The organism is Polaromonas sp. (assembly GCF_049790275.1).
GTDB lineage: Bacteria > Pseudomonadota > Gammaproteobacteria > Burkholderiales > Burkholderiaceae_C > Polaromonas.
In genome coordinates, this window is record NZ_JBAQYR010000118.1 from 1 (window position 1) to 16,650 (window position 16,650).

The following is a 16,650-nucleotide window of genomic DNA, read 5'->3' on the forward strand; positions in this document are numbered from 1 at the left end:
GAGCGAACGACCGTGGGGGCCCTATTTCTAGCCCGCATACGCCTCCAGTCCGAGTGCCACCACGGTCGCCACGTCGGTGCCTACGGCCTGGCGGAACTCGGTTTCGGCTTGCGCGACTGCCGTCCGAAATGCCTGCAGCCAGTGCAGGCCGGAGGCGGTGAACACCACCGTACGGGCGCGTTTGTCGTGCGGGTCGGGCTGGCGCGTGACGAGCCCCCAGGCTTCGCACTGGTCCACTAGGTCGGCCATGGCCTGCTTGCTCATGCCGGCGCTTTGCGCCAGATCGGTCAGGCGCGAGCCACCGACCGCGAGGTGCCGCGTGATGTGGATGTGCGCGGCGCCCACCTGCCCGCGTGCGGCGAGGTTGGACAGGGCCAGCGGCACGTCCACGTTGCGCGCCATCAGCACCAGCACGCGTTCGTCAAAACGCCGCAGGGCGTGGCCGAGCAGGCGGCCGAGATGCGTCAGGCGCCAGTTTTCCTCGTCGGCCGGCGGACGCCCGGGAAGGGAAACAGGCGGGGAGTTCATGCCGAAGATGATAGCCCAATTGATCAGGCAAACTGACTAAAAATAGGGTTTACTTATTTTTATAGCGCTCATAAAGTACTGGTCATGCACCCAGTACTGTGATTAAAAGCAGAACTGGAACCCGAAACCAAAAAGTTTCCCTTTACTGACCATCAAGGAGTTTTCCATGGACATGCCGAACAAGACCAACCCCGCCCTGAACACCGAAAAAGCCAAGGCGCTGCAGGCTGCGCTGGCCCAGATCGAAAAGCAGTTCGGCAAAGGCACCATCATGAAACTGGGCGCCGGCGAGGTGATCGAGGACATCCAGGTGGTCTCCACCGGCTCGCTGGGCCTGGACATTGCGCTGGGCGTCGGTGGCCTGCCGCGCGGCCGTGTGGTTGAAATTTACGGCCCGGAGTCATCCGGCAAAACCACGCTGACTCTGCAGGTGATTGCCGAAATGCAAAAACTCGGCGGCACCTGCGCCTTTGTGGATGCCGAACACGCGCTGGACATCCAGTACGCGCAAAAACTCGGCGTGAACCTGCAGGACCTGCTGATCAGCCAGCCCGACACCGGCGAACAGGCCCTGGAAATCGTCGATTCGCTGACCCGCTCCGGCGCGGTCGATCTGATCGTGGTCGACTCGGTGGCGGCGCTGACGCCCAAGGCCGAACTCGAAGGCGAAATGGGCGACTCGCTGCCCGGCCTGCAGGCCCGCCTGATGAGCCAGGCGCTGCGCAAGCTGACGGCCCACATCAAGAAGGCCAACTGCATGGTCATCTTCATCAACCAGATCCGCATGAAGATCGGTGTGATGTTCGGCAGCCCCGAAACCACCACCGGCGGCAATGCGCTGAAGTTCTACGCCTCGGTACGCCTGGACATCCGCCGCATCGGCTCGATCAAGAAGGGTGAGGAAGTGGTCGGCAACGAGACCCGGGTCAAAGTGGTCAAAAACAAGGTCGCCTCGCCGTTCAAGATGGCAGAGTTCGACATCCTCTACGGCGAGGGCATCAGCCGCCTGGGCGAGGTGCTGGACCTCGGGGTGGCCGGTCACATCGTCGAGAAAGCCGGTGCCTGGTATGCCTTCAACGGCGAAAAAATCGGCCAGGGCCGCGACAACTCCCGCGAATTCCTGAAAGAAAACCCGGACCTCGCGATGGAAATCGAAAACAAGGTGCGCGAGTCGCTGGGTATTCCGCTGATCCAGGAGGCCGTGGGCGGCAAGCCGGACAAGGCAGAGAAAGCCGAAAAAGCGGAAAAAGCTGACAAGCCGGAGAAGGCGCCCAAAGTCATTGCGGCCTGATGAGGTCAGGTTGGCGTGCCAGATCTTGCATCAAATCTGCGTCCAGCCCTTATGTGGCTAGCGCCAGCAGCTATCAAAATAAAAGCGACTGATTGTGGATGAGCGTATGCCATCAGGCAAGGTTGCAGCCGCTCCGGGTTTGGGCCTGTCCCTGAAGGGGCGGGCCTTGCGCTACCTGGCGGCGCGCGAGCATTCGCGCACCGAGCTGGAGCGCAAGCTGGCCGCACATGCCGAGTCCCCCGAGCAGCTGGTTCAGGTTCTGGACGACCTGCAGGCCAAGGATTTCATCAGCGAGGCGCGGGTGGTCGAGTCGGTGATCAATCGGCGTGCCGGGCGTTTCGGTGCCGCGCGCATCCGGCACGAGTTGCAGGGCAAGGGCCTGGCGCCGGAAGCGGTGGCCGAGGCTGTCAGCGGCCTCAAGGCCAGCGAGGTCGAGCGCGCGCGAGAGGTCTGGCGCCGCAAGTTCGGCGAGCCGGCGGCGGACGCCGCAGCGCGCGGTAAACAGATGCGCTTTCTGGCGGCGCGTGGTTTCGGGGCGGAGGCGATTCGCCGCGTGGTGTCGCAGGCCGAAGACGATTGACGGCGGTCACCCCTGAAGGTTTCAAGCCAAACCGGCCTTCAGCCCAATAGACACGGGCGCCAACAGCTACAAAATATGTAGCATCTTACAGACCCAGCATCAGTTCCAGGTTTTGCACGGCAGCGCCGGAGGCGCCTTTGCCCAGATTGTCCAGCCGCGCAATCAGCACGGCATGGCGGAATTCCTCGTTGCCGAAAACCCGCAGTTCCATCTTGTTGGTGTCGTTCAGCGCCAGGGCGTCGATGGCCGTACTATCCCCGACCGGTTCAACCGTGACCCAGAGGCTGCCCGCATAGTGGCGCGCCAGCACGTCCTGCAGTTGCGCTGCCGTTGGCCGGCCGGGCAGCAAATCCAGGTGCAGCGGCAGCTGCACCAGCATGCCCTGCTTGAAGTTGCCAACCGATGGCGTGAACACGGGCCGGCGGGTCAGCCCGGTGTAGCGCATGATCTCCGGCAGGTGCTTGTGCTTGAGGTTCAGGCCGTAGATCTGGTACGCCGGCGCCTTGCCGGATTCGTAGTCTTCAATCATGCTGCGGCCACCGCCTGAGTAGCCGCTGACGGCCGGGATGGCCAGCGGATAGTCCTTGGGCAACAGGCCGGCATCGACCAGCGGGCGAATCAGGGCAATCGCGCCGGTGGAATAACAGCCGGGGTTGGCCACACGGTCGGCACCCGCTACAGCGTCGCGCTGGCCGGGGGTCAATTCAGGGAACCCGAAGACCCAGCCCGGCGCGGTGCGGTGCGCGGTGGAGGCGTCAATGACTTTGGGACCCTTGTTGCCGCTGACGCGTGCGAGGTCATCAATCATGGCCACCGACTCGCGTGCTGCATCGTCGTGCAGGCAAAGCACCACCAGGTCGACTGTGCCCATCAGCGCGCGCTTGGCCGCAGCATCCTTGCGCAGCTCGGGCGCAATGCTGACCAGCTCGATGGCGGACATGGCTTGCAGGCGTTCCCGAATCTGCAGACCCGTGGTTCCCGCTTCGCCGTCGATAAAAACCTTGGCCATGTGGCTTTTTCCTGTGGAAAGTGCTTATAAGGGCGGCGTCAGCCGCGCACAATAATTGTGCATCGCAACATGATACAGTTCTGCGCTGCTGCCTGCAGTGATCGAAGGCGTTACATTTTGGTGAATCTGGCTGGATGTTGCAGACAAACATCAGGCTGACGCCAACGCCCCTTTTTACCGACTCCTGGAAGTAATTTCATGAAAATTCACGAGTACCAAGGCAAGGAAATCTTGCGCAACTTTGGTGTCCCCACGCCGCGCGGCATCCCCGCGTTTACCGTGCAAGAAGCTGTTGAAGCTGCACAGAAACTGGGCGGACCGGTCTGGGTGGTGAAGGCCCAGATCCATGCCGGTGGCCGTGGCAAGGGTGGCGGCGTCAAGTTGGCGCGCAGCATCGAAGACGTGAAAAAACTCGCCGGCGAGATTCTCGGCATGCAGCTGATCACGCACCAGACCGGCCCGGAAGGCCAGAAGGTTCGTCGCCTCTACATTGAAGACGGCGCCGACATCCAGAAGGAATACTACGTCTCCATCGTGACCGACCGCGCCACCCAGAAGGTGGCATTCATCGCATCGAGCGAAGGCGGCATGGACATCGAGGAAGTGGCGCACTCCACCCCCGAAAAGATCATCACCGAATTCATCGACCCGCTCACCGGACTGAGCGACGCGCAGGCCACGAAGATTGCCAACGGCATCGGGTTGCCGGCGGAGTCCACCGCCCAGGCCGTGGAAGTGTTCCAGAAGCTCTACAAGTGCTACATGGACACCGACGCATCGCTGGTGGAAATCAATCCCCTGAACCGCGACAGCAAGAACAAGCTCATCGCGCTGGACGCCAAGTTCAACTTTGACCCGAACGCGCTGTTCCGCCACCCGGAAATCGTGGCCCTGCGCGATCTGGACGAAGAAGACCCGGCCGAAGTCGAAGCGTCCAAGTTCGACCTCGCCTACATCTCCCTGGACGGCAACATCGGCTGCCTGGTCAACGGCGCCGGTCTGGCCATGGCGACCATGGACACCATCAAGCTGTTCGGCGGCGAGCCGGCCAACTTCCTGGACGTCGGTGGTGGCGCCACGGCCGAAAAAGTGACCGAAGCCTTCAAGATCATGCTGAAAAACCCCGATGTCAAGGGCATCCTGGTCAACATTTTCGGCGGCATCATGAAATGCGACACGATTGCCGACGGTGTGATCACCGCCTGCAAGGTCGTGAACCTCTCGGTTCCGCTGGTCGTGCGCATGAAGGGTACCAACGAAGACCTGGGCAAGAAAATGCTGGCCGACTCTGGCCTGCCCATCATTGCCGCAGACACCATGGCCGAAGCCGCGACAAAAATCGTCGCCGCTGTCAAATAAGCCCGGAGCCAAGAACATGTCCATCTACATCAACAAAAACACCAAAGTCATCACGCAGGGTATTACCGGCAAGACCGGCCAGTTTCACACCCGCATGTGCCGCGACTACGCCAATGGCAAAGAATGCTTTGTTGCCGGCGTGAACCCCAAGAAAGCCGGCGAAGACTTCGAAGGCATTCCGATTTTTGCCAACGTGACCGAGGCCGCCAAGGCGACCGGCGCCACGGTGTCGGTGATTTACGTGCCGCCAGCCGGCGCCGCCGCGGCGATCTGGGAAGCCGTGGAAGCCAACCTCGACCTGGCCATCTGCATCACCGAAGGCATCCCGGTGCGCGACATGCTGGAAGTGCGCAACCGCATGAAAGCCAAGGAAGCGGCCGGTGGCAAGAAAACCCTGCTGCTGGGCCCCAACTGCCCCGGCCTGATCACGCCCGAAGAAATCAAAATCGGCATCATGCCCGGCCACATCCACCGCAAGGGCCGTATCGGCGTGGTCAGCCGCTCCGGCACGCTGACTTATGAAGCCGTGGCCCAGCTGACAGAAATTGGCCTGGGCCAGTCCAGCGCCGTCGGCATCGGCGGCGACCCGATCAATGGCCTGAAACACATCGACGTGATGCGCGCCTTCAACGATGACCCCGACACCGATGCCGTCATCATGATCGGCGAAATTGGCGGACCGGATGAGGCCGAAGCGGCCATCTGGTGCAAGGCGAACATGAAAAAGCCCATCGTCGGCTTCATCGCTGGCGTGACCGCGCCTGCCGGCAAACGCATGGGCCATGCCGGTGCGCTGATTTCTGGCGGCGCTGACACGGCGGACGCCAAGCTGGCCATCATGGAAGAATGCGGGTTTACCGTGACACGCAATCCGTCCGAGATGGCCAAGCTGCTCAAAGCGCTGCTGTAAGTCGCTGATTCAGGAGTCGATTCGGAAAAATTGACCGCGGTCAAGCGCGTAAGCAGTATTACCGATCGCGGTGAGTCCATGACGCCTTAAACTCCGAAAAATAAAAAAGAAAAGCGCTTTCCGGCGCTTTTTTTAATTCATAACAGACAGGACAAGCCATGTTTTTTGGACTCGACTTTTCATCGCCTATTTTCTGGAGCGCGTTCGGCTCGATTCTCCTGGCCAACATCGTTTTGTCTGGAGACAACGCGGTGGTGATCGCGATGGCAGCCAGAACGCTGCAGCCGGCTCAACGCAGCAAGGCCATTTTTTGGGGCAGTGCGGCAGCGATTGTCATGCGGATCGTCCTGACCATTGTTGCGATCCAGCTCCTGAGCTTGCCTTATCTGAAAATGATCGGTGCTGTTTTGCTGGTCTACATCGGTGTCGACCTGCTCAAGGGTGAGGACGATGGCGAGGATCACGGCAAGGAAATCAACGGCATGGCTGCGGCGATCCGTACCATCCTGCTAGCCGATCTGGTGATGAGCCTGGACAACGTGCTGGCCGTGGCCGCCGCCGCCAAGGGTAATCTGCCGCTGCTGGTCATGGGCCTGTTGGTGAGTATTCCCCTGATCATCTTCGGCGCCACCCTGCTGACCAAGGTCATGGAGCGCTTTCCCATCATCATTACGATTGGCGCGGCGCTGCTCGGCTTTCTGGCCGGCGAGATGCTGCTGACCGATCCGGCCGTTACCAGCCGGTTTGGGGTGATTGGTGAGCACAGCGTGACTATTGGTGGCATTGTGGGTGCCGTGCTTGTCGTGGCGCTGGGAACCTATCTGCAAAAACGCAGCAAGCACTCTGCTGCGCCAGACGCCTGATTTGCCGGTCTTGCCGGCTTGGGGAGGGGCTGGTGATGGCCTCACTCCATTTTTTGGGGCCCACTTTGCGTGAGGCCGCCTAATAACAACAAATCCACAACCCGGTGTGCAAAAGTCCCTTGTCCGGGTTCAAGGCGTCTGTTAATGTCCACAGACAGTGGATTTGTAACCGGCTTGTAACGCTCGCTGGGTGACAAGTGCGCAAAAAAGAAACCGGTGCGGCTGCCCTGCGCCGGGCGAACCAGGACAAAGGCGGGACGGACGTGGCCACATCATCAAGCAAGCGCAAACAGTTCTGGCGAGCCGACTGGTTTGTGGGCGTCCTGGTGGTGCTGGCCGTGCTGATTCTGCACAGCGCAACCGATTTTTTCGGCACGCTGGAGCGCCGTTACTACGACTTTGCCAGCACCAGCACGTCGCGCCAGCCCTCAGACCGGATCGCCATCATTGCCATCGATGATCAGAGTATTGCCAACATCGGGCGCTGGCCGTGGCCGCGCGATGTGCATGCCCAGCTGATTGACCAGCTGGCCGCAGCCAAGGTTAAAACCATTGCGCATACCGCTTTCTTTTTCGAACCGCAGACCGATCGTGGACTGGTGTTTATCCGGAAAATGAAAGAGGCTCTCGGGCCGATCGCCAATGCGGCCAACCCGGCCGATCCCACCGTGGCTCAGGGTGGCCTCAATGAACAGCTGGGCAAAGTTATCGCCGAGGCAGAGATTGCGCTCGACACGGACGCCAAGCTGGCCGCGAGCATGGCCAAGGCCGGCAATGTGCTGGTGCCCTCGGTTTTTGTACTGGGGGAACCCCAGGGCAAGCCGGACAGCCCGCTGCCGGCTTTTGCGCTTAAAAGTGCGGTGGCAGAGTCGGGCGGTTTCTCGTTGCCGGCCATCCGTGGCCAGCAACCCATAGAGATCATTGGCAGCAGTGCAGCAGGCGTGGCCCATTTGAATCAGCTGCCCGACGTAGACGGTGCTGTGCGCCAGGAGCCTTTGCTGATCAACTACTACGGCCAGGCTGTTCCGTCCATGAGCTTGCTGGCGGCCGCCAAGAGCCTGAACCTGGCTTCGACCGATATCAGGCTCAACGCAGGTGAATCGGTGCAGATAGGCAAACTGCGGATAGGAACGGATGAGTCTGCCCTGATGCTGCCGCAGTTCTACAAGGGCCGGGACGGCAGGCCTGCATTTGCAGTGGATTCGTTTTATGACGTGTTGTCCGGAAAGATCCCGGCGGGAAAATACACCGACAAGATTGTCATCATTGGCGCTACTGCCGCCGGGGTGGGCACGCAGTTTCCTACGCCGGCGGGGCCGGGGCTCTCGCCTGCCGAGACGATCGCCCACATCACCTCCAGCCTGCTGAGTGAGCATTTCATCGTCCAGCCGGCGTGGGGTATCTGGGCGACCTTGGGTTTATTGCTGGCCGTGGCAGCTTACCTGATCGCCGGCCTGCCGCGCCTGTCGGCTGGCAAGGCTGCCATCGTAACCCTGCTGTTGTTTGTAGTATTGCTGGTGATCGAATTCAGCTTGTTGTCAACGGCAGCGACCTGGCTCAAGCTGGTTTTCCCCGCTGCCCTGCTGGTCATTGGGCACCTGGCGCTGACAACGAAACGCTTCCTCATGACCGAGGCCGGCAAACTCAAGTCCGACGAAGAGTCGGCCGAAACCAACCGCATGATGGGCCTGGCGCTGCAGGGGCAGGGCCAGCTCGACATGGCTTTCGACCGCTTCCGTCGCGTGCCTTTCACGGATGCGCTGATGGACAACATGAACAACCTGGCGCTCGATTTCGAGCGCAAACGGCAGTTCAACAAGGCCCAGGCTGTTTACGAATACATGGCCAGCTACAACAAGAACCACAAGGATTTGCAGTCCAAGCTGAACCGCGCGAAAAACCTGTCGGAAACCGTCATTCTGGGCGGCGGTGGGGCGCATCCCGGCGGCACCATGCTGCTTGACGGCGGCGGGGTCGAAAAACCCATGCTGGGCCGTTACCAGGTGGAGAAAGAACTGGGCAAGGGCGCGATGGGGGTCGTGTATCTGGGCAAAGACCCCAAAATCGGGCGTGTGGTGGCCATCAAGACCATGGCTTTGAGCCAGGAGTTCGAAGGTGACGAGCTGACGGATGCCCGTGAGCGTTTCTTCCGCGAGGCCGAAACGGCAGGCCGCCTGCAGCACCAGAACATCGTGACCATCTTCGACGCGGGTGAGGAGCACGACCTTGCCTATATCGCGATGGAGTTCCTCAAGGGCAAAGACCTGGTTGACGTCACGAAAGACGGACAGCTGCTGCCCGTTGCAAAGGTGTTGTCCATCGTGGCGCGCGTTGCAGAAGCACTGGCTTACGCGCACAAACAAAACGTGGTGCACCGCGACATCAAGCCGGCCAACATCATGTATGACCCCGAAAGTGACGTCGTCAAGGTGACCGACTTCGGCATTGCACGTATCACCGACTCGAGCAAAACCAAAACCGGTCTGGTGCTCGGCACCCCTAGCTTCATGTCGCCCGAGCAGATTGCCGGCAAGAGAGTCGATGGCCGCTCGGACCTGTACTCGCTGGGCGTGATGTTGTTCCAGATGCTGGCCGGTGTGCTGCCTTTCCGTGGCGACTCCATGGCCGAACTGATGTACAAAATTGCCAATGAACCCGCGCCAGATATTCGCATCATCCGTCAGGAGCTGTCGCCGCGCCTTGCGGACATCGTGGCATTGTCTTTGGGCAAAGGTCCGGAAACGCGTTACCAGGACGGTGACAAGTTTGCCGCTGATTTGCGGGCCGTGATGGCTGAACTGTCCGGCCAGGTGGTTCCCACTGCGGCCTCTACGGTGGCGGCGGGACCCCAAACCAGTGAAAAGACGGTGGCATTTGCAACCGTCGACAATCCTGTTTTTGAAAAAACAATTGCAGCCCGTTCCCCGCTGGATCCTCCGGCAGGCGATGACGCTACAAAATTGAAGCCATAACAAGAATACGATGATTTACGAGATTTGCACCCAGACCGATCCTGGCTTAATGCGGGACAACAACGAAGATTCCGTCACGTTTGACGCTGCGACGCACCTGTGCATTCTGGCCGATGGCATGGGCGGCTATAACGCGGGGGAGATTGCCAGTGGCATGGCGACTGCCTTCATCAAGTCCGAGTTGGGGCGCTGGCTATCGCAGGCAGGTAGGCATGCCAACGGCAAGGAAGTGCGGCGCGCCATGGAGATCTGTGTCGAAAACGCCAACCATTCCATTTTTAACGCGGCCAACTCCAACCCGCAGTATTCAGGCATGGGCACTACGCTGGTGGTGGGGGTCTTTCAGAACACCCGCCTGATGCTGGGCCACATCGGTGATTCGCGCTGTTATCGCTGGCGCAACGGCCAGCTCGAGCAGATCACCAAGGACCATTCCCTACTGCAGGAGCAGATTGATGCGGGATTGATTACTCCGGAGCAGGCGCTGACATCGGTCAACAAAAACCTGGTGACCCGGGCTTTGGGGGTGGAGGACGCTGTGTTGCTGGAAGTCAACGAACACCGCGTTGAGCTGGGCGATATTTACCTGATGTGCTCCGATGGCCTGTCCGACATGATCAGTGATGGGGCGATTGCGGCTATTCTATCGGGGTCGAAGTCGCTGGACCAAACGGCCCGGCAACTTGTCGTGGCGGCCAATGATGGCGGCGGGCGAGATAATATTTCGGTATTGCTCACGCAAGCCAAAGAAGCCTCGGTCAAACGCGGGCTGCTGTCCAGAATGCTGGGGAAGTAACCGGATTGACTGCGAAATTAAAAACAGACAGGAGTCGGCCATGCCGAAAATGATCGTCTCTATTGACGGCGTTGTGATCAAAGAGGTTCAGCTCACCAAGGACCGCACGTCCCTGGGGCGCCGTCCTTACAACGACATTGTCATTGACAACCTGGCCGTCAGCGGGGAGCATGCCGTTCTGCAAATGTCGGGCAACGAGGTTTTTGTTGAGGATTTGAACAGCACCAACGGTACTTATCTCAATGGCAAAGCCGTGAAAAAGCAGCAGCTCAACAACGGTGATACGGTTGAAATTGGCAAGTACAAGATCAAGTATGTCAACGAGGTTGCAAGCGCCGGTTTTGAAAAAACCATGATCATCAAGGCAGGCTCTGTTGCTCCGGCAGGACCGGCCGCCCCGCAGGCGGCGGCGTCCACCGGTGATGTTGCCGGCAGCGCCAATGCGGCCATCAAGGTCATGTCTGGTGCAGCCGCTGGGCGTGAGGTTGCCCTGGTCAAGGTCGTTACCACCATCGGAAAGCCCGGCGTGGCGGTTGCAGCCATCACCAAGCGGCCCCACGGGTTTGTGGTGGCGCACGTGGAGGGCGACAACAAGCCCACACTGAATGGAGCACCTATTGGTGTGGAGCCTGTGCCGCTGAAAAATGGCGATGTGCTGGAGCTGGCCGGCACCCAAATGCAGTTCGTGCAACGCTGACCAGGCGGTTTTCCAGTCGCTGACCGGAAAACCACTTCCAATCGCGGCTCTTCAAGAGGCCTTATGCGACTTTTCTCCCGGCACTGGCCTCGCATTGCCGTCACCCTGATTCCGCTGGTACTGGCCTTGTTGCATGCCAGCGGTGCGTTGCGCATCGATGTTTTGCAGCGGCTCGACGACATTCTTTACGACGCACGGCTTCGTGCCACCATGCCCCGGACGCTGGACGAGCGCATTGTCATCGTCGATATCGACGAAAAAAGCCTGGCGGAAGTGGGTCGCTGGCCTTGGGGGCGCGACAAGCTGGCAGTACTGGTGCAGGAGCTGCTGGGGCAGCAAAAAGCCGCACTGCTGGGTTTTGATGTCTTTTTCCCGGAGCCTGACGAGAGTTCGGGGCTCAAGCGCCTGCTTCAACTTGCCAAGAACGAGCTGCGCGACCAGCCAGGTTTCGGCGAGAGGCTGGCGCAATTGCAGGGATCGCTGGACTACGACGCGGTCTTTGCCAAGTCCTTGGAAAAGCAACCCGTGGTGTTGGGTTATTACTTCACCAGTGACAGCGGAGGACTCGTCAATGGTGTCTTGCCTGCCCCGGTCATGCAACAAGAGGCATTGCGCGGACGACCCATCCGGTTCGTCAGCTACAGTGGTTACGGCTCCAATATCGAGCCGCTGGCGGGCGTGGCTACCTTGGCCGGTCATACCAACCCGATTGTGGAAGGTGATGGCGTCGTCCGTTCAATCCCCGTGATTGCGGAATACAAAGACAAGTATTACGAGTCTTTGTCCCTGGCAATGTTTCGCCTGCTGACGGGGCTGCCAAGCGTAGAGCCAGGCTTCCCGCAGGAAAAATTCCTGACCCGCAACTATCAGGGCCTGGAGAGCATTTTGCTCAAGCAGGGTAACAAGACGATGGCGCTTCCTGTGGACCAACGGGTGACAACCCTGGTGCCATTTCGGGGACCGGGCGGACCCAATGGAGGCTCTTTCAGGTACGTCTCGGCGTCCGATGTACTGGCCAAACGCGTCGCACCGGGTCAATTGAAGGACAAAATTCTACTCTTGGGCACCACCGCGCCGGGCTTGCTCGATCTGCGGGTCACCCCTGTCGGAGAGGCTTACCCCGGTGTGGAGATCCATGCGAACATGATTTCCGGATTTCTCGATGGCAAGGTATTTGTCAAGCCGGACTATGCGATTGGCTTTGAAGTGGTCATTCTTTTTCTGTCGGGGCTGACCCTTGCATTTGCGTTGCCGTTGTTGTCCGCTCCCAAAGCGGTGGCGACCAGCGTGGGTGTGACTGCGACGCTTGTTGGCCTCAATTTCTGGTTTTACTCGGCCTACGGTCTGGTGCTGCCGCTTGCCGCCGCGCTGGTCATGGCGTTCACCGCGTTTGCGCTGAACATGAGTTACGGCTACTTTGTGGAGAGCCGGTCGAAACGGGAACTTGCTAACCTGTTTGGTACCTATGTGCCGCCCGAGCTGGTTGATGAAATGGTCAAGGACCCCGACAGCTACAGCATGAAAGCGTCGGCCAAGGAGCTGACCGTGATGTTCTGCGACATGCGCGGCTTTACCAGGATGTCCGAAACCATGGAGCCTACGCAGCTCCAGGCTTTGCTTAACAGCGTTTTCAGCAAACTCACAGACCAGATCCGCAGCAATCGCGGCACCATCGACAAATACATGGGTGACTGCGTGATGGCTTTCTGGGGTGCTCCCGTCGACACACCTGAACATGCCGGGTTGGCCGTCAAAACCTCATTGGAGATGGTGCAGGCGGTGCGTGAGCTGAACGAAGAACACCGCGCCAAAGGTTTGCCGGAGATCGGCATCGGCATCGGGCTGAATACGGGCAGCATGTGCGTGGGGGATATGGGCTCGGATATTCGTCGCAGCTACACCGTTATCGGAGACGCGGTCAACTTGGGTTCTCGTCTGGAAGGGCTGTGCAAAACCTATGGTGTCGATACGGTGGTCAGCGAATCCACCCGTCACCTTGCCGCCGAATTTGCATGGCAGGAACTCGATAAGGTACGCGTCAAAGGCAAGGACCAGTCGGTGGCCATTTTCTCTCCGGTAGCGCTTTCGGGGCAACTCGACAAGCAAACGGCCGGCGAGCTCAAGGAGTGGGCTTTTGCCCTCAAGGCCTACCGCGACCAGTCGTGGGATGACTGCGACGTGCATTTGCTCAATTTACAGCGCATGAATGCGCAAAAGTACCTTTACCGGCTGTACGCGGAGCGTGTAGCCTCCATGAGATTGCTGCCCTTCGACCCTGAATGGGATGGGGCAACCAACTTCGAAACCAAATAACACAGCCTGCCGGCGCATCAAGCCAGAAAAGACCATGAAAGTACGCGTACTGGGCTGTTCAGGAGCCATTGCCAAAGGCTGCCGGACCACATCTTTCCTGCTTGATCATGATGTGCTGGTCGATGCCGGAACCGGGGTTGGCGATCTCACGCTGGACGAGATGCGCGGCATCGATCATGTCTTGCTGACTCACTCCCACCTCGATCATGTGGCCGCCCTGCCTCTGATGGTGGACGCGATTGCAGCGCAACGGACAAGCCCGATCCGGATTCATGCCTTGCAGGGAACCATCGATGCGTTGAGGGCCCATATTTTCAACAACACCATCTGGCCCGATTTCTCGAGAATCCCGACGCCGGAAGCGCCTTTTGTGAGTTTTCATCCGCTGACCATCGGCCAGACGCTCCTGCTGGCAGGTAAATATATAGAAGTGCTGCCCGCCGTTCATACGGTGCCGGCCGTCGGTTATGCGGTGGCGACAGGTTCGGGCTGCTGGGTGTTCACCGGCGACACAGAGCGAAATCCGGCACTCTGGACCCGCATCAATCAGCTCAATGTCGCTATGTTGGTGATTGAAACCGCGTTTAGCAACCGGGAGCGGGATCTGGCCAGGCGCAGCCTGCACCTGTCGCCACATGCATTGGCCAGTGAACTGGACTGCATCGACAAGGGAAAGAACTATCCGATTTACATCACCCACACCAAGCCGGCGGAAACCGACTTGATCATGGCCGAAATCCAGCGCTTCGACCAGACGGCACCGTTTGGCCCGAATGTCACCCATGACATACGCTGGCTACGTGCGGGTCAGGAGTTTGAACTATGAATGCGGTTGTGCAGCGAGACCACGAGGACGAGTTCTTTGACTCGCAGATGCTTCCTCCCCAGGAACGGGGGGTGACTTTCGAGGCGCTGTATTTTCGCCAGCTGCAATTGGTCACCAACCGTATTCACGAAACCGAGAACATTGACCAGATCATGCTGGAGGCCAGCCAGGACATCTGCAAGCTGTTCAATGCCGACCGGTTGACGCTGTATGCGGTCAATGAAGACCGCACCTCCATCATCTCCAAGGTCAAGACCGGTCTGAACACCAGCCGTGACCTGAAACTCCCGATCAGCACACAAAGCATCGCCGGCTACGTGGCGCAGTCCAAGCAAATGCTCAACATCGCCGATGTTTATGACGACGAGGCGCTCAAGAAGATTCACCCCAACCTGAGTTTCCTGCAGGAAGTTGACAAACGCTCCGGTTACCGCACCAAACAGATGCTGGTTGCGCCGGTGATGGACGGCAGCACGCTTTATGGCGTTCTTCAGGTCATCAACAATCGAAGTGACCAACCATTTGCAAAGCTGGAAGAAGACGGCGCGCAGCAACTGTGCAAGACACTGGGGATCGCCATTCGTCAGCGCATGCAGAAGTCCGAAGACGGGCAGCGGCGCAGGGCGACCAAGTATGACGGCCTGGTGGCGGAAGGGGTGCTGACGCAGGATGAGTTGCAGCAGTGCATCCAAAAAGCGCGCGAGGAGGTGCAGTCGGTTGAGCATCTGTTGATGGCTGACTATCACATACGCCCGGCGCAGATTGGTGCTTCGTTAGCCAAGTTTTTTGGTGTCCCTTACGAAGCTTTCAACCCTGGGCGCATACGCTCGGAAATGTTGCACGGCCTGCTCAAGCGAGATTTTGTCGAGCAACAGGGATGGATGCCGCTTGAGGAAACCACCGACGGACTGGTCATCATGTGTGTGGATCCCGAGGCTGTGCGCGGTGCCCGGGTGGTTCCCCAGGTGTTTCCGAGGATTGGCAAGTTCGCCTATTGCGTCACCACGCAGACTGAATTTGATGAAACCCTGGGCCAGCTTTTTGGCACGGGCAACGAAGGTGGCTCCATCGACCAGTTGCTGGCCGACATGGACTCGCCGCTCGAGAACGATGCGAATGACGATTCTGCCCTGGAGTCGGCTGCAGCCGATAACGAGCTGGTCAAGTTCGTCAACAAGGTCATCATTGACGCCTACAAGCAGAAGGCGTCCGACATTCACATCGAGCCGATGCCCGGCAAGGCCAAGACCGGCATTCGTTTTCGTATTGACGGCACCTTGCTGCCTTATATTGAGGTACCGGCCCAGTTTCGTCAGGCCATGGTCACGCGACTGAAAATCATGTGTGATCTGGACATCTCTGAAAAGCGCAAGCCGCAGGACGGAAAAATCAAGTTCAAGAAATACGGCCCACTGGACATCGAATTGCGTGTCGCGACCATTCCGTCAGCAGGAGGTGTCGAGGACGTCGTGATGCGGATTCTCGCTGCGGGCGAGCCTATTCCCCTTGAGAAGCTGGGCCTGACGGCACACAACAAGGAACGGCTGGAAAAAACGGTTTCCAAGCCCTACGGACTCTTTTACGTCTGTGGCCCGACCGGCTCCGGCAAGACCACCACCTTGCATTCCATCCTGAAGTTCCTGAACACGCCGGATACCAAGATATGGACCGCAGAAGATCCCGTGGAGATCACGCAAAAAGGTCTGCGTCAGGTCCAGATCAATAAAAAGGCAGGAATTGATTTTGCGCTGGTCATGCGCGCTTTTCTGCGCGCCGATCCCGACATCATCATGGTCGGCGAGTCACGCGACAAGGAAACAGTCTCGATGGGTGTGGAAGCCTCGCTGACGGGTCACATGGTGTTTTCGACCTTGCATACCAATTCAGCACCAGAATCCATCACGCGCCTGCTCGACATGGGTATGGATCCATTCAACTTTGCCGATGCGCTGCTTGGTATCCTTGCCCAGCGCTTGGCCAAGAAGCTCTGCGACTGTAAAGAGGCTTACCAGCCAGGTTCGCAAGAGGTCAAGGATTTCATCAAGGAGTATTCCGAAGAACTGCGCAGTACGGACGCCTGGAAGACCGATCCTGGTGGTGAAGCGCAGAAGCTGCTGGACGATTGGACAGAACGGTACGGCAAGGATGGCCAACTCACCATGTACCGGGCGGTAGGGTGCGACAAATGCAACCAGACCGGCTACAAGGGCCGCATCGGTTTGCATGAATTGATGATTGCCGACGATGCGGCTAAAAAGCTGATTCAGGAGCGGGCAAGGGTCGCCGAGCTGTTTTCTTCGGCGGTTAACAGTGGCATGCATACGCTCAAGATGGATGGTATGGAAAAAGTTCTAATGGGTCTGACCGACCTGAAGATGGTCAGGTCGGTATGTATCAAGTGACAAAAATGTCGGCAACTTCCAGATAATTGACGAAAAGAGTAACTTTCGTTGCCAGGAAGTAGGTCAAAGTGGCCGGTTCAGGCCCGGTTTCGGCTTGGCACGGT

At 59.0% G+C, this 16,650-nt stretch carries 13 protein-coding genes; 11 read left to right on the forward strand and 2 right to left on the reverse strand.

Annotation, left to right across the window (positions count from 1 at the left end; all coding sequences use genetic code 11):
* Nucleotides 1-27: 27 nt before the first annotated feature.
* Entirely contained in the window at nt 28-528 is a 501-nt protein-coding gene (locus WA904_RS16510; protein WP_425198219.1) for a MarR family winged helix-turn-helix transcriptional regulator, read from the reverse strand.
* 166 nt (nt 529-694) lie between these two features.
* Here WA904_RS16510 and recA point away from each other — a divergent pair, with 166 nt between their 5' ends.
* Entirely contained in the window at nt 695-1,819 is a 1,125-nt protein-coding gene (recA, locus tag WA904_RS16515; RefSeq protein WP_425198220.1) for a recombinase RecA, read from the forward strand.
* A gap of 106 nt (nt 1,820-1,925) precedes the next feature.
* On the forward strand, nt 1,926-2,399 hold the full coding sequence (gene recX / locus WA904_RS16520) for a recombination regulator RecX (RefSeq protein WP_425198221.1): 474 nt from the start codon (nt 1,926-1,928) through the stop codon (nt 2,397-2,399).
* 85 nt (nt 2,400-2,484) lie between these two features.
* On the opposite strand, the gene argC is transcribed toward recX, so the two are convergent.
* Entirely contained in the window at nt 2,485-3,408 is a 924-nt protein-coding gene (argC, locus tag WA904_RS16525; protein WP_425198222.1) for an N-acetyl-gamma-glutamyl-phosphate reductase, read from the reverse strand.
* A 198-nt stretch (nt 3,409-3,606) separates the two neighbouring features.
* Between argC and sucC the strand changes: the two genes are divergently transcribed.
* The 9 genes from sucC (at nt 3,607) to WA904_RS16570 (ending at nt 16,546) form a co-directional block, all read left to right on the forward strand.
* On the forward strand, nt 3,607-4,767 hold the full coding sequence (gene sucC / locus WA904_RS16530) for an ADP-forming succinate--CoA ligase subunit beta (RefSeq protein WP_425198223.1): 1,161 nt from the start codon (nt 3,607-3,609) through the stop codon (nt 4,765-4,767).
* 16 nt (nt 4,768-4,783) lie between these two features.
* Nucleotides 4,784-5,677 carry a succinate--CoA ligase subunit alpha gene (gene sucD, locus WA904_RS16535; protein WP_300511977.1) on the forward strand — a complete coding sequence of 298 codons (894 nt, stop codon included), beginning with the start codon at nt 4,784-4,786 and terminating at the stop codon, nt 5,675-5,677.
* Nucleotides 5,678-5,835: 158 nt separating this feature from the next.
* Nucleotides 5,836-6,540, forward strand: coding sequence for a TerC family protein (locus WA904_RS16540; RefSeq protein ID WP_425198224.1), 705 nt, complete (start codon nt 5,836-5,838; stop codon nt 6,538-6,540).
* A gap of 263 nt (nt 6,541-6,803) precedes the next feature.
* On the forward strand, nt 6,804-9,512 hold the full coding sequence (locus WA904_RS16545) for a CHASE2 domain-containing serine/threonine-protein kinase (RefSeq protein ID WP_425198225.1): 2,709 nt from the start codon (nt 6,804-6,806) through the stop codon (nt 9,510-9,512).
* A gap of 10 nt (nt 9,513-9,522) precedes the next feature.
* Complete coding sequence (locus WA904_RS16550; RefSeq protein WP_425198226.1) at nt 9,523-10,308, forward strand: Stp1/IreP family PP2C-type Ser/Thr phosphatase; 786 nt, start codon at nt 9,523-9,525, stop codon at nt 10,306-10,308.
* A gap of 40 nt (nt 10,309-10,348) precedes the next feature.
* Nucleotides 10,349-11,005 carry an FHA domain-containing protein gene (locus tag WA904_RS16555; protein WP_425198227.1) on the forward strand — a complete coding sequence of 219 codons (657 nt, stop codon included), beginning with the start codon at nt 10,349-10,351 and terminating at the stop codon, nt 11,003-11,005.
* A gap of 63 nt (nt 11,006-11,068) precedes the next feature.
* Nucleotides 11,069-13,318, forward strand: coding sequence for a CHASE2 domain-containing protein (locus WA904_RS16560; RefSeq protein WP_425198228.1), 2,250 nt, complete (start codon nt 11,069-11,071; stop codon nt 13,316-13,318).
* 34 nt (nt 13,319-13,352) lie between these two features.
* The gene (locus WA904_RS16565) at nt 13,353-14,144 is read left to right on the forward strand and encodes an MBL fold metallo-hydrolase (RefSeq protein WP_425198248.1); all 792 of its coding nucleotides are present in this window, start codon (nt 13,353-13,355) and stop codon (nt 14,142-14,144) included.
* Nucleotides 14,141-16,546: a GspE/PulE family protein gene (locus tag WA904_RS16570; RefSeq protein ID WP_425198229.1), complete on the forward strand. Its 2,406-nt coding sequence runs from the start codon at nt 14,141-14,143 to the stop codon at nt 16,544-16,546. Before WA904_RS16565 ends, WA904_RS16570 begins: the two co-directional genes overlap by 4 nt.
* Nucleotides 16,547-16,650 lie beyond the last annotated feature (104 nt).